Annotated in this window: 20 protein-coding genes, 1 pseudogene, 1 riboswitch and 1 other annotated feature; of the genes and pseudogenes, 4 read left to right on the forward strand and 17 right to left on the reverse strand. The window is 34.8% G+C overall.

The window, feature by feature from the left end; all coding sequences use genetic code 11:
* The first annotated feature begins 383 nt into the window (after window positions 1–383).
* Window positions 384–1,082 (forward strand): CPBP family intramembrane glutamic endopeptidase, encoded by a 699-nt coding sequence (locus MHH71_RS13720; RefSeq protein ID WP_018782576.1) that lies wholly within the window; start codon window positions 384–386, stop codon window positions 1,080–1,082.
* Between the two features lie 292 nt (window positions 1,083–1,374).
* On the opposite strand, the gene proS is transcribed toward MHH71_RS13720, so the two are convergent.
* The 3 genes from proS to MHH71_RS13735 all read right to left on the reverse strand — a co-directional run bounded on the left by proS (window position 1,375) and on the right by MHH71_RS13735 (window position 3,892).
* The gene (gene proS, locus MHH71_RS13725) at window positions 1,375–2,805 is read right to left on the reverse strand and encodes a proline--tRNA ligase (RefSeq protein ID WP_006093398.1); all 1,431 of its coding nucleotides are present in this window, start codon (window positions 2,803–2,805) and stop codon (window positions 1,375–1,377) included.
* Window positions 2,806–2,849: 44 nt separating this feature from the next.
* Window positions 2,850–3,059: a binding site (T-box leader), on the reverse strand.
* Window positions 3,060–3,163: 104 nt separating this feature from the next.
* Window positions 3,164–3,448, reverse strand: a complete 285-nt coding sequence (locus MHH71_RS13730; protein WP_018766549.1) for a YesK-like family protein — start codon at window positions 3,446–3,448, stop codon at window positions 3,164–3,166.
* 165 nt (window positions 3,449–3,613) lie between these two features.
* Entirely contained in the window at window positions 3,614–3,892 is a 279-nt protein-coding gene (locus MHH71_RS13735) for a YesK-like family protein (protein ID WP_018782577.1), read from the reverse strand.
* A 148-nt stretch (window positions 3,893–4,040) separates the two neighbouring features.
* Here MHH71_RS13735 and MHH71_RS13740 point away from each other — a divergent pair, with 148 nt between their 5' ends.
* Both MHH71_RS13740 and MHH71_RS13745 read left to right on the forward strand, forming a co-directional pair.
* Window positions 4,041–5,354 (forward strand): alkaline phosphatase family protein, encoded by a 1,314-nt coding sequence (locus MHH71_RS13740; protein ID WP_006093402.1) that lies wholly within the window; start codon window positions 4,041–4,043, stop codon window positions 5,352–5,354.
* A 108-nt stretch (window positions 5,355–5,462) separates the two neighbouring features.
* On the forward strand, window positions 5,463–6,746 hold the full coding sequence (locus tag MHH71_RS13745; protein WP_006093404.1) for an MFS transporter: 1,284 nt from the start codon (window positions 5,463–5,465) through the stop codon (window positions 6,744–6,746).
* Between the two features lie 268 nt (window positions 6,747–7,014).
* Here the strand turns inward: MHH71_RS13745 and MHH71_RS13750 are convergent, their stop codons facing one another.
* The 9 genes and pseudogenes from MHH71_RS13750 to MHH71_RS13790 form a co-directional block, all read right to left on the reverse strand.
* A complete protein-coding gene (locus tag MHH71_RS13750) occupies window positions 7,015–7,266 on the reverse strand; it encodes a helix-turn-helix transcriptional regulator (protein ID WP_006093406.1) in 252 nt (83 codons plus the stop codon).
* A gap of 112 nt (window positions 7,267–7,378) precedes the next feature.
* Complete coding sequence (locus MHH71_RS13755; RefSeq protein WP_006093408.1) at window positions 7,379–8,620, reverse strand: MFS transporter; 1,242 nt, start codon at window positions 8,618–8,620, stop codon at window positions 7,379–7,381.
* 62 nt (window positions 8,621–8,682) lie between these two features.
* A complete protein-coding gene (locus MHH71_RS13760; protein ID WP_003194773.1) occupies window positions 8,683–9,267 on the reverse strand; it encodes a TetR/AcrR family transcriptional regulator in 585 nt (194 codons plus the stop codon).
* A gap of 80 nt (window positions 9,268–9,347) precedes the next feature.
* Entirely contained in the window at window positions 9,348–9,491 is a 144-nt protein-coding gene (locus MHH71_RS13765; protein ID WP_003194771.1) for a hypothetical protein, read from the reverse strand.
* Between the two features lie 147 nt (window positions 9,492–9,638).
* Window positions 9,639–9,893, reverse strand: a complete 255-nt coding sequence (locus MHH71_RS13770; protein WP_033799600.1) for a hypothetical protein — start codon at window positions 9,891–9,893, stop codon at window positions 9,639–9,641.
* Between the two features lie 38 nt (window positions 9,894–9,931).
* Window positions 9,932–10,200: pseudogene (locus MHH71_RS13775) on the reverse strand (thioredoxin family protein).
* 147 nt (window positions 10,201–10,347) lie between these two features.
* On the reverse strand, window positions 10,348–11,016 hold the full coding sequence (locus MHH71_RS13780; RefSeq protein ID WP_018782580.1) for a methionine ABC transporter permease: 669 nt from the start codon (window positions 11,014–11,016) through the stop codon (window positions 10,348–10,350).
* Window positions 10,991–12,031 carry a methionine ABC transporter ATP-binding protein gene (locus MHH71_RS13785; protein ID WP_006093415.1) on the reverse strand — a complete coding sequence of 347 codons (1,041 nt, stop codon included), beginning with the start codon at window positions 12,029–12,031 and terminating at the stop codon, window positions 10,991–10,993. Before MHH71_RS13785 ends, MHH71_RS13780 begins: the two co-directional genes overlap by 26 nt.
* 12 nt (window positions 12,032–12,043) lie before the next feature.
* Entirely contained in the window at window positions 12,044–12,856 is an 813-nt protein-coding gene (locus tag MHH71_RS13790; RefSeq protein ID WP_033798591.1) for a MetQ/NlpA family ABC transporter substrate-binding protein, read from the reverse strand.
* 86 nt (window positions 12,857–12,942) lie between these two features.
* A riboswitch (SAM riboswitch) is annotated at window positions 12,943–13,056 on the reverse strand.
* 235 nt (window positions 13,057–13,291) lie between these two features.
* On the opposite strand from MHH71_RS13790, the gene MHH71_RS13795 reads away from it, so the two are divergent.
* Window positions 13,292–13,609: a hypothetical protein gene (locus MHH71_RS13795; protein ID WP_018782583.1), complete on the forward strand. Its 318-nt coding sequence runs from the start codon at window positions 13,292–13,294 to the stop codon at window positions 13,607–13,609.
* 99 nt (window positions 13,610–13,708) lie between these two features.
* On the opposite strand, the gene MHH71_RS13800 is transcribed toward MHH71_RS13795, so the two are convergent.
* The 5 genes from MHH71_RS13800 to MHH71_RS13820 all read right to left on the reverse strand — a co-directional run bounded on the left by MHH71_RS13800 (window position 13,709) and on the right by MHH71_RS13820 (window position 18,558).
* Complete coding sequence (locus MHH71_RS13800) at window positions 13,709–15,250, reverse strand: ABC-F family ATP-binding cassette domain-containing protein (RefSeq protein ID WP_006093421.1); 1,542 nt, start codon at window positions 15,248–15,250, stop codon at window positions 13,709–13,711.
* Window positions 15,251–15,748: 498 nt separating this feature from the next.
* A complete protein-coding gene (locus MHH71_RS13805; RefSeq protein ID WP_033798592.1) occupies window positions 15,749–16,498 on the reverse strand; it encodes an ABC transporter ATP-binding protein in 750 nt (249 codons plus the stop codon).
* Entirely contained in the window at window positions 16,495–17,493 is a 999-nt protein-coding gene (locus MHH71_RS13810; protein ID WP_033798593.1) for an ABC transporter substrate-binding protein, read from the reverse strand. The genes MHH71_RS13805 and MHH71_RS13810 overlap by 4 nt, the downstream gene beginning before the upstream one ends.
* Window positions 17,490–18,266, reverse strand: a complete 777-nt coding sequence (locus tag MHH71_RS13815; RefSeq protein WP_033798594.1) for an ABC transporter permease — start codon at window positions 18,264–18,266, stop codon at window positions 17,490–17,492. The genes MHH71_RS13810 and MHH71_RS13815 overlap by 4 nt, the downstream gene beginning before the upstream one ends.
* Window positions 18,238–18,558, reverse strand: a complete 321-nt coding sequence (locus MHH71_RS13820) for an MTH1187 family thiamine-binding protein (protein WP_006093425.1) — start codon at window positions 18,556–18,558, stop codon at window positions 18,238–18,240. Before MHH71_RS13820 ends, MHH71_RS13815 begins: the two co-directional genes overlap by 29 nt.
* Window positions 18,559–18,597: the final 39 nt, after the last annotated feature.

An 18,597-nucleotide genomic window follows, 5' to 3' on the forward strand; every position in this document is an offset into this window, starting at 1 on the left:
CGCTATTATTATATTAATTTATACACATAAAAAAGTCCTCTTATATAGGACTTTTTTTCTTATTTCGAAAGTAAACTTTTAAATATTTATTTACATTCATTTCCCTTGATTTTATTGACTTTATCGCAACTTACCCATTTTCCTCAAAAATGACTAGAAAAGTATATATTCAAAACACTGTAAATAAAGAGGTGTAAAATCCATAAACAAAAAAACACATCTCATTGATGTTCAATCCATACCAAGATCACAAATTACCTTAAAATACATTGTCATTAATAAAGAAAAGAAAGATAATATACTTTATACTTTTTCCATCTAATACTATTAACTTTATAAAACAAAATATTATAAATGAAAAAATTAATAACAGGAGAACATGCATGGAGACAAAATTACAGCAAATTAAAATATCCTGGAAAGAATTTATTTTAGGAACATTGTTAGTCAACTTTATAGCAATAATAATTATAGGTATTCCATTAAAAATGACCAGTTCATTAAATTTCATTCAACAAAAATTTAACAATGATAGTCTTATAATTGTACAAGATTTTATATTTGATATTTTTTATTTATTTATATTGATTCTGTTTATATTAAAATATACACCTTTTCAAAAAATAATTATATCTGTATGCAATATCAAACCTTTATATTCATCTCAAACATATCTATATATTTTATTAGTATATATAATCGATACTTTTATCGATAAAATAACAAATTTATATTCTTATTCTGCTGAAATCCAAGCTGAACATTTAGGAATAGAAAATTTATATGAGCAATCATTCACTATTAATATAATTGCTATCCTATCAATTGCATTAATAGGACCAATTCAAGAAGAAATTATATATCGTGGGATTATACTTAAATTTTTTGAAACAAAATATTCTTTTCTAGCTGGATTAATCCTATCTAGTTTACTATTTGGAATTGCTCATAACTACGATATCGCATTTATTATTTCTGCAACAGTAACGGGAATCATGTATTCATTACTCTACAAAAAAACAAATTCCATTTTCCCTTGCATAATAGCTCATATTACTTACAATCTTTCTACATTTTTATAGATTATACTAAATATTATGTAAGTGGCTGTACGAAATGCTTTGAATCCTAACATCGTGGAACAAGATCATCGCTTGCATACATGACGTTCATGCCTTGTGCCTTATCACCTAAGTTTCCGCCATCGTTCCTTTTCGATATTGTTCTATTGGTTCATAGGAAACAATAGAAATAATTAAAACAAAATAACTCCATCCCCAAAATACATACTGTAAATTTAAACAAACATATAAATAGACCTTTATCTCAAATTTTATAAGTTCGAGATAAAGGTCTATTTTAAAACTTACATAATTAATACGCCTTGCCCCAATACACCATATGCTCTGCTTTCTTCCCACAGCATACACATTCTTGTACTAATTCTTCTTGCTCAAATGGTATACAACGCGATGATACTCCTGCTTCTTCTTTTAATTTTTCTTCACAAGCCAGCTCACCACACCACATTGCCTTAATAAACCCTTGCTTTTCATCAGCCGCTTGCTTCATTTCCTCAAAGGCTGTAACACTATATGTGTTTTCATCGCGAAATGCCTTTGCTTTATTAAATAGAGAATCGTGAATCTCATCAAGTAATGATGTGATACGCTCTTCTAATTGATCCATTGATACGAACTCTTTTTCCTTCGTATCGCGTCTGACAAGTACCACTTGATTCTTCTCTATATCTTTTGGACCAACTTCTAATCGAATTGGAACACCCTTCATTTCATACTCGTTAAATTTCCAACCTGGCGTTTTATTACTAGCATCTATTTTTACGCGCGCAACTTTTTGAATACGTCCTTGTAGCTGGGTTGCCTTTTCTAACACACCTTCTTTATGCTGAGCAATTGGTACAATAACAACTTGTACTGGTGCTACTTTTGGCGGCATCACTAGCCCGTTATTATCACTATGAACCATAATAAGTCCACCAATCATTCTTGTTGATACGCCCCAAGATGTTTGATGTACATATTGCCATTTTCCATTACGATCTAAAAATTTAATATCAAACGCTTCAGAGAAATTAGTCCCAAAGTTATGAGATGTTCCTGTTTGAAGCGCTTTTCCATCATGCATTAAACTTTCAATCGTATATGTTGCTTTCGCCCCTGCAAATTTTTCTTTTTCCGTTTTCTGTCCTTTAATTACTGGAATTGCTAAGTAATCTTCACAGAAAGAGGCATACAGGTTTAAAATGTTTAACGTTTCTTCTTGAGATTCTTCTGCCGTTTCATGAATTGTATGACCTTCTTGCCATAAAAACTCAGTTGTACGAAGAAATGGTCTCGTCGTTTTTTCCCAACGGACAACCGAACACCACTGATTATATAATTTAGGTAAATCATTATAAGACTGGACAATTTTTGAAAAATGCTCACAAAATAAAGTTTCAGATGTTGGACGAACGCAGAGTCGTTCCGCTAACTTCTCGTCTCCTCCATGTGTAACCCATGCTACTTCAGGTGCAAATCCTTCCACATGATCCTTCTCTTTTTGTAGTAAGCTCTCTGGAATAAACATTGGCATATACACATTTTCATGACCGGATTCTTTTAGTTTCCCATCCATCACTTTCTGCATATTTTCCCATAACGCGTATCCATACGGACGTAAAATCATACATCCTTTTACACTTGAATAATCAACTAACTCAGCTTTTTTCACAATATCGGTATACCACTGCGCAAAGTCTTCTTCCATTTTTGTAATAGCTTGAACTTGTTCTTTTGCCATATTCTTTTCCTCCTTTAGAAAATAAAAAAAGCCCGTGTCCCCTAAATAGGGACCGAGCTTTTGCCGGCGTTACCACCCTGATTCATGCACAAATAAATTGTACATGCTCTCTTTTTGATAACGGGAACTTCCCGCTGCATATGCAGAACGCAAAGGTAGGTTCCATATCGCCTTTTTAAGAATCTTCCAGCCAAATGGATTCTCTCTCTAGAAAAAAGGTGGGACATGTACTAATCCTTTTTCATCGTTATAACGAAATAAATTTGTTGAATATCATAATATAAATTCTATTTTAAAACAATAGCTAATTTTCTTATTTTTATATATTCTTTTCGTTTTTTTCTGTTTTATACTGAATTTACACATAATTTTTCCGAAAGAGTTTTACAAATTGATGAGTAATCATACCGATGATTGTTCCCACTAAAACAAAGAAACATGCAATACCATAACCCATTCCATCCCATCCTCCAATAGCGAAGATAGTAAAAGGAAAGAAAGCTAAACAAAGGAGAATTAAAATAAGTGCAAATATAATATCAAACGGTCTCTTTGGAAATTGCTTCTTTAATAAAAATGAAACAGCAAATACAATGAGAATTGTTACAGCTCCAATTATAAAAAACACTTCAAATCCATTCATTCCATATCCTCCTTCCATCAATTTCCCTATAATTATTATATGTTTTAAAATTCAAAAAATAAACAATAAACCTTCCTCATGGATGATTTTTTATAATCAGATATTAATAGTGATATACAATAATAAGTATCATAAAATTTGCAGGGATCTACTAAATGTCCCTTATCAATTTTTTATTTTCGCCCTAAGCAATTTTACAATTTGATGAAGTAACATTCCAACAACTGTTCCAATTAGTATAAAGAAACATAAGAAACCATATGCCATACCTTCAAATCCACCAATAAAAAATAACGTGATTAGAAAACAAATTAGACAAATTATAATGATAATAAGACCAAACGTAATATCAAATGAGCGATTCGGAAAGCTTTTTCGTAACATGAACGACACAAAGAAAACAACAATTACTGTTAGGATACTAATTATTAAAAAGGTTTCCATCTTTCTTCCCCCTTGATTTCTTCTTACGCACATTATACTCTTATCAGTCTGAATATATAAAAAATACTTTCTTCTCCGAAAGATATTTTTATTACTAGGTATTAATAGTAATATATAATAATAGGTTATATAACAGGAGGTATACACAATGGGCAAGCCATTAACAAATCATGTAATTGTTTTATCTTTTGACTGTTTATCAGCTTTAGATTTTCCTATATTACAAGAACTTCCTCATTTTCGGTCTTTAATAGAACAAGGTGCAATTGCAAAAAAAGTAGAAGCTATTTATCCTTCTGTAACATATCCAAGTCACGCCACTATTGTAACTGGTAACTATCCTAACAAACATGGTGTTGTAAGCAATACATTACTTCAGCCTGGCAGGGAATCACCAGATTGGCATTGGTACCGCCGTTCTATTAAAGGAACGACATTATATGACGAGGCACGAAAAGCGAATTTAACAACAGCTGCACTTCTATGGCCTGTTACAGGAAGAGCAAAAATTGACTACAACTTACCTGAAATTTTTCCAAACAGACCGTGGCAAAATCAAGTTCTTGTTTCATTATTTAGTGGAAGCCCGTTGTATCAGCTAGATTTAAATCGTCGTTTTGGCCATATTAGAAAAGGGTTGTCACAGCCCGAACTTGATGATTTTGTCCTCGCCTCAGCCGTACATACCATACAAACAAAAAAACCGAACGTCATGTTTGTTCACTTTACAGATTTAGATACACAAAGGCATTATCATGGATTTTCTTCTACAGAGACAACAGCTGCTATTCAGCGGCACGATGAGAGACTGGGGAAGATTATCAAAGCATTAAAAGTAACTGGTATATACGAAGCAAGTACAATTATTGCCCTCGGTGATCATAGCGCTCTAAGTGAGAATAAGGCTATTCAATTAAATGTTCTTTTCCATCAAAAAGGACTCATTTCAGTAAATCAAGATGGCAAATTAACAAACTGGAAAGCTTATTGCCAAAGCTGTGATGGCTCTGCTTATGTACATGTAAAGGATAAAAATGATATCCAAACTATACAAGTTGTCCAACACCTTCTTGAAGAACTCCTTCAAGATAAACAAAATGGAATCGAATTTATCCTTCATGATGAAGGCGCAAAAGAGCGCGGTGCTGATGGAAACTGCCTTTTTATGCTTGAAGCAAGAGAAGGCTATTACTTCACCGAAAACTACACAGGAGAGTTTATAAAAGAAATCTCGGAAAAAGATGTAACTCCCAGTAAAAAATACACGTTCGGTACGCATGGCTATTCTCCAACAAAACCAAACTATGAGACCATCTTCATCGCCGCTGGAAAAGGCATTCGCCAAGGTGCAATTATTCCTTATATGCGTCTCATTGACGAAGGACCGACCATTGCACGGTTGCTCGGATTATACCTTGGTGAAACTGACGGAACTATAATAGAGGATTTACTTCAATTGTAAAGAAATGTGTATCTATGTAAAAAATACGTAAAACTTACCTCTGTTTCTCTTTTTCCTATTTCTATTTTTGTACACTAATGTTAGAACGACTATAAGGAGGAACATTCTATGAAAAAAATGTCCAGACAAGAAAAAAGCTGGATATTGTATGACTGGGCCAACTCGGTATACTCGCTCGTCATTACAACTGCACTATTTCCTATTTATTTCAAAGCTGCTGCAAAAGAAGCAGGTCTATCTGGAGCAACTTCAACAGCTTATTGGGGATATGCAAATTCTCTCTCAACACTTTTAATTTCTATTCTCGCTCCTATTCTCGGTACAATTGCCGATTATAAAGGCTTTAAAAAACGCTTTTTCACATTCTTTTTTGGACTCGGTATTATATTTACAAGTATGCTAGCTGTTGTTCCAACATCACAGTGGTATTTACTACTAGGCTGCTATATGCTCGCTTTAGTTGGATTTGCTGGAGCAAACATTTTCTATGATGCATTTTTAGTAGATATCACAACAGAAGATCGAATGACCCGAATTTCAACTCGTGGTTTTGCATTAGGCTATATCGGAAGTACAATTCCATTTATTGGATGCCTCACTCTAATTATCCTTGCCCAAAAAGGAACAATCCCATTATCAGTTGGTATCGCCAGTCAAATTTCCTTTGCAATTACAGCTCTTTGGTGGGGATTATTTACGATTCCGATGCTCAAAAATGTGGAACAAACGCATTATATTGAAAGGCATCCAAAACCGATCACAATGAGTTTTAAGCGCCTAGCTAATACATTTAAAAATATCCGTCAATATCGCACTGTATTTTTGTTCTTGCTTGCTTATTTCTTCTACATTGATGGCGTCGATACAATTATTACAATGTCCACAGCTTATGGCACAGACCTTGGTATTAGTGCGACAAACTTACTTATTATTTTATTTGTAACACAAATTGTCGCTTGTCCATTCGCCTTGGTGTATGGGAAACTATCTGAAACGTTCAAAGACAAGAAAATGCTTTATGTCGGTGTTATTATTTATATCATTATTTGTGCATACGCTTATTTCTTAAAAACAACACTCGACTTTTGGATTTTAGCAATGCTTGTCGCAACTTCTCAAGGCGGAATTCAAGCGCTCAGCCGCTCATATTTTGCAAAGTTGGTACCGAAAGAATCTGCAAATGAATTCTTCGGATTCTATAATATTTTCGGTAAGTTCGCAGCTATTATGGGACCCGTATTAGTCGGTGTAACAACTCAGCTAACAGGAAGAACAAATGCTGGTGTACTAAGCATTATCGTTTTATTTATAATCGGCGGATTCATACTAACACGAGTACCAGAAAATGCGACTTCTGTTACACCACCTGCTCCAAAATCGGAAACACTATAATAGAAAATGTCCCTTTCTGCATGCAGAAAGGGACATTTTCTATTATTCTATCGACACCTTCCACTACCATATATATCTATTTTAATTTCCCGATATCTAAGTCGTGGTTATGAAAAAAAAAGAAGTTCTCCACTCGTTTTCTCCTTCTGTTTTCACATGGCATGGGGTAAAAAAGACACCGACCGCTCCTACCCATGGGCGGATGCTCTCTCCCACCTAAAAGGAATAGTTTTATGTCGGTCTTTCAATCCGTATTTATATAAAAACTCTACTGCTTATACAAAAATAATTTATCAACCGTTGTCCCTAATACTTCAGCTAAACGAAATGCCAGAGCTAAACTTGGATCATATTTATTATTTTCAATTGCATTTATCGTCTGTCTCGATACTTTACATTTATCAGCTAATGCACCTTGTGAAATATGATTTTCAGTGCGCAATGCGTAAATTTGGTTTTTCACATCTTTTCTCCTAGCCTGTAAAATTATTTTTACAATATCAGTATATATTTGGTACATATAGTTGTCAAAAAATCCCCATATAAAGTGAAACTTTAATCAGTGGGGGTCTTACTGTCCGTTAATGCGGGATAAAAAAGGAGCATGAATCGCTCCTGTTCTAGTAGAATTCCTACACCAAAGAATCCGTAACCCCCTTTTGATTTGCATCCTCTTTTTTATTTCTAACTTCTTCATTTATTCTCATACGTAAAATTGGTAAAATCGCGAGTAAAATAAGTGACATCGCTATACAAAATACAATAATAAGTGAAGTCGCTTCTTTTAATCCCCCAGCTAGTGAATTTCCAATTAACATAGTTCCCATAAAAAGCGGTAAAATTGTACCATTTACACGTCCTACCATATTCTCCGGTACAAGCTGAATCATAAGTGTTCCAACCACAATGTTCACACAAGCTAAGCAAATTCCCGTTCCAAACCGCATCAAACTAGTAATCCAAAATGATGTAGACAGTCCTTCTACAAGAAAAGACATAGCCAAAACACCCATACCAAACACAAACATTTTTTTCGGATTCACTTTTGAAGCAAAGACTGCTGCAACGACGCCTCCAATGAGCATACCTATTCCATCAGCAGCTGCTAAATATTGAACAGCCTCCTTCTCCATTCCCAATCGTTCAATAACAAGAAATATTTCTAATGGATTTGTTAATCCTACTGCTAATCCAATAATTGCGAAAGTAATTGTAATCATACATAAATTTTTTGTTTGAAGGACATACCTCCATCCCTCTTTTATATCATTCCATAATGAAATACCCTCAGTTTTCTCTTTTTCTATCCATCTTGGTAAAAACGGAAGAGTAATAGCCGATAACACAAACAATCCAATTAAGCTATATAGTGAAATAAACAACCCAAGCTGTGTATAAACAATCGATCCTACAACTGGCCCAAAAATCATAAATAGTGACTGTAGCGTTTGGTTTATTGCAATTGCATTTGCAACATGTTTTTCTTCTACGTAGCGTTTAAATATTCGTGACGATGAAGGCTGAGAAAATTGTCCAACAACCGCTGAAACAAGCGCTGCAAAAAATATAGCCTGCCAATAATCCATTTTTAACAAGAACACAATTCCAATAATAGATACCATACTCAGCATATCCCCTACTACCATCGTTCGTTTCGGATTCCAACGATCTGCTAACGCACCACCAATGAATGAAAAAACAAAAATGGGTGCGTATTCCATAACCGATAATAATGAAACTGAAACGGGATCATTATTTGTTCGCTCCATAACGAAATACAAAAGTGCCATATTTCGAATCCAAATTGCAAACTGCTGTAAAATATCAGACGCCATAACAAGCATAAATGCTCGATTTTTAAATAAAGATTTCATACTATCTCCCCTTTATAAACCGACCGTCCAGTCTAATTTAGTATGAAAGAAAAGCTGCTGATTTAAGATTCAGCTGCCATTCCTTGTAGCAGTACATCTATTGCCTTCTTGTAAATGCGTTTCATTTCTGTAGAGTCTAGCTCATAGTAAAGTACCCCAAGCCCTGATAATAAGCCATTTACAATGTACATAAGATCCCTGGTATCTCCTTGACGGAATTCTCCAGATTTTATACCTTCTTCAATTAATTTTTCAAAAACACCATATGATGCCCTTGCTAAAACCAGCATTTCATCCAGAGTTTCTTTGCTCACAATTTGACTTGTAGAAAACTCTTCCACGGCACTAAAAATAGGCTGTTGTATATCTTCCACGTGGTACTCTGCAAGCCCATATAATTTTTCGGTACTCGTATGATAATGCTTTTCTTTTTCATTCCACTTTTCAAGCCAATCATACGTATGTTGTTTTACTACAAATAAAAATAATTCTTCCTTGCTTTTAAAATGATAATAAATGCTACCTTTACTACGTTCAGTAATTTCACAAATATCTTCCATAGATGTTGCAGCGTATCCTTTTTGTGAAAATAACTCTTCCGCTTGGTACGCTATTTCTTTTTTTATCTCTTCTGCACTCTTCCTCATGTTCACACCTCACCAAACCGACCGTTCAGTCTAATATTAACAAATATAAACCCTCTTTTACAAGAGGGCATATTCCTTATTTAGGAAAAAGTATTCTCAAACCATGTTCGAAGTGTATGAATAGCTCCAACCTTCAAACCAAGTTTAACAATAAATACTCCCCCTGCAACTAATAAAAATAAAGCTACCTTCCCTTTATTTTTAACTTTCGGCTTCTTCTCCATGTTCATTCCCCTTATAACATCATATATTCCTTATTTATTAATACATTGCATTTAAACAAACGTTTGTTTAGCTGATTCTATACGGATTCAAGTCAACTAATCAAACGTTTGTTTAAAAAGAAGTACGCCCATAAAGAGCGTATTTTTTTAATCTCCACCGCCGCCACAGCTACCGCCATCACCACCTGAAAAACCGCTATCTCCTCCAAACGAACTTCCACAATCATGTGAATTATCGCTATCAGATCCTGCAAAGAAAAATGGTGTAGAAGTAGCCGTAGTGGATGTACTATCACCAGTACCTGATTTATAAAGATTTACTTTCCGTTTATTCGATCTAATTGATTTTACAATCATTCCAATTAAAACTAAAAACAATAATACCGCTATTACAAATCCCATATGAAATCCCCCTTTCATTTTCCGAACATTTGTAATCTTCATTCTATATCCCCTAAGGAAATAAATCGTGACTCACAAAGTATTTCTTTTCCTTGATGAAATAATAAAACTGTTGGTGCTGTAAATACTAAATACTTCGCTGAAATTTCTTTCATATCCTCCAACGAAACGACAATATTTTCCACATTTTTATAATGCTTTAACAAACGATTTACCTTCTCTAACATCACATCACGCCACAATTTCCGGTTTTTATGAATAAAAGTAATCATCCTTGTTCTTCAATATATGCTATTAATTCTTCTATTACATATTTTTACTATTATTTTACACGAAAAATTCAAATGATACCACGATATGGTATCTAAAAAAATTAGGTCTCAATTTTATTTATACCTATATTCCAAAAAATAAAAAAGTGCGGTACCTCTTATATTAGAGCTACCGCACTTTTTCAATCTTTCTTTAATTTTCTCGCAATCCCGTTCCCTAGAGATTGTAATCCTTGAACAAGAATAATTAGGATAAAGACTGTTGCATACATCACTTCTGGCTCATAACGCAAATGACCGAATCGATATGCTAAATCTCCAAGACCACCTGCTCCTACAAGTCCAGCCATCGCAGTTGCACCGATTAATCCAATCGTTGCGATGGTCAAGCCGAGCACAAGCGATGGACGCGCTTCTCTAACCATAACGTGCCAAATAATTTTTATAGTAGAAACTCCCATTGCTTGATACGCCTCAATTACACCACGATCCACTTCTAGTAAAGCTGTTTCCATTAAACGTGCAATATAAGGAGCTGTAAATACAACAAGCGGTACAATCACACCTTTCACACCAATTGAAGTTCCCATAAGCAGTTTTGTAAACGGTAGAATGAAGAATAATAGAATAATAAATGGAATAGAACGAATGACATTAATAATTGTATTAAAAATAGGGTATACGATTTTATTCTCTAGTTGACCACCAGGCCTTGTTAAAACAAGTGTTACTCCTAGTGGCAATGCAATAATAATTGATATAAGTAGTGAAATTGATGTCATTTGAAACGTTTGAATCGTTGCTTCCCATATCACGTTACTCCATTCATCCAAAAAGGACTTGTTTCCCATACTCTTTCCTACCTCCTTCTACGATGATTCCTTGTTCCTGTAAAAATACTAAAGCTCTATGTACCTCGTTTTCTTCACCTTGCATATGAACAACGAGTTTACCGTACGCTTCATGCTTTAATTGTGTAATATTACCAGATAAAATATTGGGATACACTTGGAATCGTTTTGTAGCAACAGCCAATGCTGGTTCTCCTGAAGAGTTCCCTATAAACGAAAGTGTTACAATCTCCCCAGTGTTTTTTAGCTCTTTCTGTACTTCTTCCGGAATTTTAGCTGCAAAAGCGCTGTTTACAAATTTTTTCGTGGTTACATGTTGCGGATTTGTAAAAATATCCTTTACTGTGCCACTCTCAACCACAGCCCCATTCTCCATTACAGCAACTCGATCACATATACGCTGAATTACATTCATTTCGTGTGTAATTAGCAAAATCGTAATACCTATTTTCTCATTGATCTCTAGTAGCAAATCTAAAATAGAATCTGTTGTTTCTGGGTCTAATGCACTTGTCGCTTCATCACTTAGCAAAATTTCTGGTTCATAGGATAGTGCACGCGCAATCGCAACACGCTGTTTTTGACCACCAGAAAGCTCACTTGGATATGCATCTTTTCTATCAAAAAGGTCAACAATACTTAAATATTTTTCTACTCTTTTTTCAATTTCAGTTTTTGGAATCCCAGCTAGACGTAAAGGTAATGCAATATTTTCATAAACATTGACTGTTTTTAATAAGTTAAATCCTTGAAAAATCATCCCGATTTTTTGTCTCGCTTGCGCTAACTCTTTTGTAGATAAAGTTGTTAAATCTTTTTCATTTACAATTATATTTCCTGTTGTTGGTTTTTCTAATAAATTTACACAACGGATTAATGTACTTTTACCAGCGCCACTATATCCGATGATTCCAAATACTTCTCCTTTCTCTACTTTAAGAGAAATTGGTTTAAGAGCTTCAACCTTACCTTTTTTTGTTGTAAATACTTTGGATACATTTTTCAGTTCAATCATTATAGTCAGCTCCTACCAAGATGGCAAAACAGAACCATCGAATTTTTTCTCAATAAACTCTTTAACTTCTTTAGATTGATACGCTTTCTTTAATTTTTTTACAGCTGCATCATCCTTATTTCCCGTACGAACAACCACCCAGTTTACATATGGTGAATCTTTTCCTTCACGGAAAATAGAATCTTTAGCTGGATTTAGTTTTGCACCTAATGCAAAATTCGTATTAATCGCCGCTGCTTTCACTTCATCTAGCTGCGTTGGTAATTGTGACGCCTCTAATTCAACAATTTTCAAATTCTTCGGATTCTCAATCACATCTTTTACAGTTGCTTTCTCGGTTGCTTTTGGATCAACCTTTAAAACACCTGCTTTTTCAAATAATTTTAATGCCCGAAGTTCATTCGTTGGATCATTGGGTAAAGCAATTGCATCTCCATCTTTTAACTCTTTTACATCTTTCAGTTTTTTAGAATATACTCCCATTGGGAACGTTACCGTTGAAAATACTTCTGTCAATTTCATATTGCGTTCTGCTTTAAATACATCTAAATAGGATTTCGTTTGATAGCTATTCACATCAATGTCTTTTTCGTCTAACGATACATTTGGTGCTACATAATCATTAAATACCTTTAAATCAACTTGTAGACCATCTTTTGCCGCCACTTCTTTTACTTTTTCAAAAATCTGCTCATGTGGTCCACCTGTTACACCAACTGTAATCTTTTTCTCATCTAGCGCTTTTGCTTCCTTCCCCGAATCAGCACTACATGCGCCTAATAACAATACTGTTCCACTTACAATACTTAACAACAACTTTTTCATATACAATTCCCCCTTATATATATCTGTTCTTAAACAAAAAACACCTCTCAAATAAGAGAGGTGTCGAATAGACAAAATAGGCTCCTCTCTTATCTTCCAAAACGAAAATCGTTTTGCAGGAATTAGCACCTTAGCTTATAATTCATAAGCTCGGTTGCCGGGCATCATAGGGCCAGTCCCTCCGCCTCTCTGGATAAGAGTATTTGTATTAAATTTTTCAAAAACTATGGTACTAATAGTAAATCTCACAAAAAATTTTGTCAATAGGATTTTTCTGAATATAATTTATTTACGAATAATTGATTTCTTTCTTCTAATTATCTATTTGGTAGTCTCTAGACGTAATGGGCAATAGCTATGTACAAAGTATCCCTATCGTTAATATACTAGAACAGCAAATACTTTATATAAACAAACGAAAAGAGGTTATACTGTATGCAAGATAAACATGCTATACAAACCCTACTATTATCTCAGATAGAAAAACTCTCTCAATCCTTTCATTACGATTTTTTATATGAAGAGGCACAACAAGGAACACTATGCCAAATACTTTTACGAGATGATAACGGCTCCATCGTAGCAACGCCACTTAGTTTTCATATGTTGATAAACGAAGTTGCTGGTAAAGGAGAACTTATTTTTTATAACGAACATGGTGAATTTCATCGACAAAAATTTGATATTTATACGGAAGAAAGTATTGTTAAATTACTATTATTCATTCAAGAACGACTACAAGTAAATCAATAAATAATATGAAAGCAGCTACGTAACATGTAGCTGCTTTCATATTATTTATACTAAAATATTTTATGCCTTGCCCATTACACTCCTAAATAAACGGCTCTCTTATTTTTTAGTAACGTTCATTTCCTCCAGATTCCAAACTCTCGTCACCCAAGATTCATAAAAAGAAGGTTCATGAGAAACGAGTAAAATTGTCCCTTGATAGTGTTCTAAAGCTTCTCTCAATGCCTCTTTCGCCTGTACATCTAAATGATTCGTCGGCTCATCTAGAATTAAAACATTACTCCGCATTAACATAAGTTCACATAAACGTACCTTCGTTTGTTCTCCACCACTTAAAGAGCATAGAGATTGCCGAATGTGATCGGCCTTCAAACCACATCTTGCTAGGGATTGCCGAATTTCTTTTTGCGTCATATCCGGACGCCCTGACCATACTTGCTCAAGTGGTGTAACTTCTACCCTAAATTCTTCTTGAGCAAAATATGCAGGTTGTACCCGCTCTCCAATATGAACTCTCCCGCTTAATGGTTCTAATTGTCCTAACAACGTTTTTAGCATTGTTGTTTTTCCAATTCCATTATGACCAACAATTGCAATCTTTTCGCCCCTTTTCACTTGTAAATTAAGGGATGGAAACAATGGTTCCACGTAACCAATTTGAATTTGCTGTGCTTGTAATATGCGGCTCACAGGCTCAGTGTGAATCTGAAAATGAAAACGCGACCGTGGTACATCGTTATGTTTTCCAATTTTTTTCATTTTCTCCAATACCTTTTCACGGCTTTTTGCCTGCTTTGCTTTTCGAATTTTATTTTTTTGAATAAAACTCTCTAAATTTGCAATTTCCTTTTGTTGTCTCGTATAAGCCACTTGCAATTGCTGCTTCTGCAAGCGATAACTTTCTAAAAATCTTTCATAATTCCCCGTATAGCGCTTTATTGTTTGCCCTTCTAAATGATAAATAACATTCGTAATATTGTTTAAAAATGATTCATCATGTGACACAACAATATAGGCATGCTCATACGCTTGTAAATACGCCCTTAGCCAATCTATATGAACTGTATCTAAATAGTTTGTTGGTTCATCTAATAGTAAAACATGTGGCTTCTCTAAAAGAAGCTTCCCAAGTAATAACTTTGTACGCTGGCCACCACTTAATTTTGAAACATCTTTTTTCATCCCTAAGTCTAACAATCCTAAACCAGCTGCTACTTCTTCTATTTTCGTATGAACTTGATAAAAATCTGAACCCTCTAGTATATTTTGTAATTCCCCATAGTGTACTAATAACTTATCTAAGTCTGTTTCCTTTGCCATCTTTTCAGCAATGACTATCATTTCACGTTCAATCGCATACAAATGAGAAAATGCACTTTGTAAATATTCCTCAATTGTTGTTCCTTCTTGTAAATCAATATGCTGCTCTAAAAACCCCGCCTTTACATGCGGAAACCATTCAATCATTCCCCCATCAGGCAAAACTTCTCCTATTAAAAGCCGAAGCAATGTTGACTTTCCTGCACCATTACTTCCGACAAGCCCCGCATGTTCACCTTGTAATAATCGAAAACAAGCATTATATAAAATGGTTTTATCTCCATACGTATGTGTAAGATTTTCTACTGTTAATACGCTCATTTTTGTTCTCTCCTTTTCTTTATAACTAACAAGCCAAATAGGGAGAACTGCAAAATAAAGATCTTATTTAATTGTATATATGAAAAATGGGTAAGGTGAACACACCTTACCCATTACACATTACTATCGTAAAAAAGGATTAAGGTTCTTTACCTGCTGTCTTCAATTTGGCTTAAACTTTAAAAATGGGCAGACTTCTCCCATATCAAGCTAAAACCATTTGAAGAACAGTTGATAAAGTCATCTTATCCTTTCACTCCTTTATAAATCATTATTGTCTTATAATAAGCATGCACCATGCTCTTATATTTTATTCGTTATGAATCTTTTGGTTCCTCTTTTTCTTTAAAAATTTCTTTGGACATTTTCTCCATTGCATACAGACTTGTAAAATCTAAAATGAGTAAATCCACTCTTTGTTCAATCATTTAACCCATTGTTCCTCCCTCTAAAACAAAAAGCTTCTTAACAGTCACAAAAACTGTTAAGAAACTTTCATTACTTCCGCATATAAGGAGACAATATCCCTAAAATCTCGGCCTTATCTTCTTTTAACTCAAGAGATGTTAACATTTCCATCGTTCGAGGACGTGGTAAGTTAACCTTTACTTCACCTACAATCGTAGCTGGCCTTTGTGACATAATGAATACACGATCAGATAATAGAATCGCTTCATCTAAGTCATGGGTTACCATCACGATTGTTTGCTTCTCTTGATGCCATGAATCTAAAAGCCAACGATGCACTTCCATTTTTGTAAATGCATCTAACTTACCAAAGGGTTCATCAAGCAGCATAATCGGCTTTTCGCATAAATAGGTACGAAGGAAACTAATACGCTGACGCATACCACCGGATAATGCATCTGGATAATGATTTGCGTATTCAGCTAGACCAAATTGTTGCAAGGCTTCCATTCCTTCTGTAAGTCTCTCTTTCTTTGGCTTCCCATCAATTTCTAATGGAAGAACAATATTTTGTAGTGCTGAACGCCACGGGAGCAACAAATCTTGTTGCGGCATATAACTTACACTATCCTGTTTTTGAACAAGGGTATCGTTATAGATTACCTCACCACTAGTTGCCTCTTCAACACTCGCAATCAGATTTAATAACGTACTTTTTCCGCAACCACTTGGGCCTACAAACGAGACAAACTCACCTTCTTGTATAGAAGCACTAATCTTTTCTAGTACATTTTTCCCATCAAATGCTTTCACAACATCTTTTATTTGTAATCCGTTCATTTTTCACTTGGAAGGAACTCGTTTGTAAAGGCATCTTTTACATCAATTTTCTTTTTAATAACTTTGTTATCGTGTAAGAAATTCATATAATTCGTCCAAACTTCTTCCTTCTGTACTCCCCACGCTTTCGCATCGTCTTGATACTTCGTACTTAACCATTTTTGGCTCTCTTGTACTAACTCTTTATTAATGTCCGGTACATTTTTAATTAAAATATCAGCCGCTTCTTTTGGCTCTTTAATTGCAAAGTTATATCCTTCTGCCGTTGCGTTCATGAATTTTTTCACAAAATCTTTATCTTGCTTTGTATGCTTTTCACTTGTAATAATGACAGGACTATAGAAATCTAACGCTGGATCTAAATCTTTTACCATGATCGTATTTAATTCTTTTCCTTGTCGTTTTGCTTCAATGCCATCCCAGCCATAATAAATCCATTCAAAGTCTGCATCGCGGCCAATTGATTTAAAGAAATCTGTTTGTCCAAGAACAACCTTTTCTACTTTACTAAAATCAGCTTGATGCTTATCCATAATTGTTTTTAACGTCGCTTCTTCTGCTGGTGCACCCCAACCGCCGTAGCGCTTACCTTCAAACCCTTTCGGAGAGGTAATATTATCTTTTTTCAGTGATGCAAATGCAGATGTATTATGTTGAATAATTGCTCCAATTGAAACAACCGGTATTCCTTCAACACGAGCTGATGTTACGTTTTCTTGATAACTTACACCGAAATCAGCTTTTCCTGATGCAATCATTTGCTCTGCCGATACGTTATCACCCGGCTGAATGATTTCTACGTCTAAACCTTGTTTTTTATAGTAGTCTTTCGTCTTTGCTACATATAAACCAGTATGGTTTGTATTCGGGAACCAGTCTAAAACAACTTTTACTTTCTTTTCTTTATCTGCGCTCTCTTCTTTCTTCGCCGCATTACAGCCAACAACACCAGCTGCAAGTATTGCAGCTAGCATCACTTTTAAGCCTTTTTTCATTTTCTGTCGTCCTTTCTGTATATCCATGGTGCTGTTAGTCTTGCCATAAATTCTACGATAAAATACAAGAGCAATGTCACCATGACAATAATTGCTGCAATACCAAATACACGAGCTGTTAAAAAGGATTTTGTTGCACGAGTAAGCATAACACCTAATCCCTCGCTCGCACCAAGCCACTCCCCGATAATTGCTCCCATCACGCTATATGTAACCGCAATTTTTAATCCAGAGAAAAAATATGGAAGCACGGCAGGGAATTTTACCTTCTGATAGATTTGCCATTTTGTCGCACGCATTGTTTGCAGCAACTTGAGCATGTTTTTATCTACTGTTTGAAAACCTTCTAAAATACTAAGAGCAATTGGAAAGAAACAAACAAGAATAACGACCATCACCTTTGGGAGCATTCCATATCCAAACCAAATAATAAATAGAGGGGCTAGTACGACAATCGGAATGGTTTGTGAAATAACGAGTAACGGATTAATTAACACACGAAATAACGGAATCACATCCATAATAATTGCAATACTCGTTCCAAGTAAAATCGCAAAGAATAATCCGATGATAACTTCTTGTAGTGTTTGCATTGTATTTGGCAACAATAAATCTTTCATTCCAATGAGTTCCTGTACAATAGTAGAAGGCTTGGGTAAAATCCACGGTTCAATTCGAAATAATGAAACAGATCCTTCCCATATAGAAATGAGAAGGATTAGCCAAATCATTGTAATTGTTATGTTAGATCGTTTCTGGTTTTTCATATTCATCACGGTACTTCCAAACTTTCTCATCAATCGTTACACCTGTACTTGGACGATAATGAATTTTAATAGAAGTAATAACCTCTTCTGCTCCAGCATCAACACAAGCTTGTTGTGCACGCTTAATGACATCAAGAAGCACGTCTAATTCTCCTTCTAGTGTTGTTTCCATCGCACCTACTTCATAACGAACACCCGATTGTTGTACGACTTCAATTGCTTTATCAACAACGGCATACACATCTTTCGTTTTTGCTTGTGGTACGACTGAAAATGAAATTGTAACTTGTTGTGACATCCGAAAATCCCCCTTGCAAAATATGTTCTGTAAAAAGAA

Origin of the sequence: Bacillus sp. FSL H8-0534, from assembly GCF_038005885.1 — a bacterium.
Classification (GTDB): domain Bacteria; phylum Bacillota; class Bacilli; order Bacillales; family Bacillaceae_G; genus Bacillus_A; species Bacillus_A pseudomycoides.

Coding starts and splice junctions, on each gene's coding strand:
- MHH71_RS13740 (WP_006093402.1), top strand. CDS start 4,041: ATGGGCAAGCCATTAACAAATCATGTAATTGTTTTATCTTTTGACTGT.
- MHH71_RS13735 (WP_018782577.1), bottom strand. CDS start 3,892: ATGGAAACCTTTTTAATAATTAGTATCCTAACAGTAATTGTTGTTTTC.
- MHH71_RS13795 (WP_018782583.1), top strand. CDS start 13,292: ATGCAAGATAAACATGCTATACAAACCCTACTATTATCTCAGATAGAA.
- MHH71_RS13770 (WP_033799600.1), bottom strand. CDS start 9,893: ATGGGATTTGTAATAGCGGTATTATTGTTTTTAGTTTTAATTGGAATG.
- MHH71_RS13720 (WP_018782576.1), top strand. CDS start 384: ATGGAGACAAAATTACAGCAAATTAAAATATCCTGGAAAGAATTTATT.
- MHH71_RS13790 (WP_033798591.1), bottom strand. CDS start 12,856: ATGAAAAAGTTGTTGTTAAGTATTGTAAGTGGAACAGTATTGTTATTA.
- MHH71_RS13745 (WP_006093404.1), top strand. CDS start 5,463: ATGAAAAAAATGTCCAGACAAGAAAAAAGCTGGATATTGTATGACTGG.
- MHH71_RS13805 (WP_033798592.1), bottom strand. CDS start 16,498: ATGAACGGATTACAAATAAAAGATGTTGTGAAAGCATTTGATGGGAAA.
- MHH71_RS13750 (WP_006093406.1), bottom strand. CDS start 7,266: ATGTACCAAATATATACTGATATTGTAAAAATAATTTTACAGGCTAGG.
- MHH71_RS13780 (WP_018782580.1), bottom strand. CDS start 11,016: ATGGGAAACAAGTCCTTTTTGGATGAATGGAGTAACGTGATATGGGAA.
- MHH71_RS13820 (WP_006093425.1), bottom strand. CDS start 18,558: ATGTCACAACAAGTTACAATTTCATTTTCAGTCGTACCACAAGCAAAA.
- MHH71_RS13800 (WP_006093421.1), bottom strand. CDS start 15,250: ATGAGCGTATTAACAGTAGAAAATCTTACACATACGTATGGAGATAAA.
- MHH71_RS13810 (WP_033798593.1), bottom strand. CDS start 17,493: ATGAAAAAAGGCTTAAAAGTGATGCTAGCTGCAATACTTGCAGCTGGT.
- MHH71_RS13765 (WP_003194771.1), bottom strand. CDS start 9,491: ATGGAGAAGAAGCCGAAAGTTAAAAATAAAGGGAAGGTAGCTTTATTT.
- MHH71_RS13815 (WP_033798594.1), bottom strand. CDS start 18,266: ATGAATATGAAAAACCAGAAACGATCTAACATAACAATTACAATGATT.
- MHH71_RS13730 (WP_018766549.1), bottom strand. CDS start 3,448: ATGAATGGATTTGAAGTGTTTTTTATAATTGGAGCTGTAACAATTCTC.
- MHH71_RS13785 (WP_006093415.1), bottom strand. CDS start 12,031: ATGATTGAACTGAAAAATGTATCCAAAGTATTTACAACAAAAAAAGGT.
- proS (WP_006093398.1), bottom strand. CDS start 2,805: ATGGCAAAAGAACAAGTTCAAGCTATTACAAAAATGGAAGAAGACTTT.
- MHH71_RS13755 (WP_006093408.1), bottom strand. CDS start 8,620: ATGAAATCTTTATTTAAAAATCGAGCATTTATGCTTGTTATGGCGTCT.
- MHH71_RS13760 (WP_003194773.1), bottom strand. CDS start 9,267: ATGAGGAAGAGTGCAGAAGAGATAAAAAAAGAAATAGCGTACCAAGCG.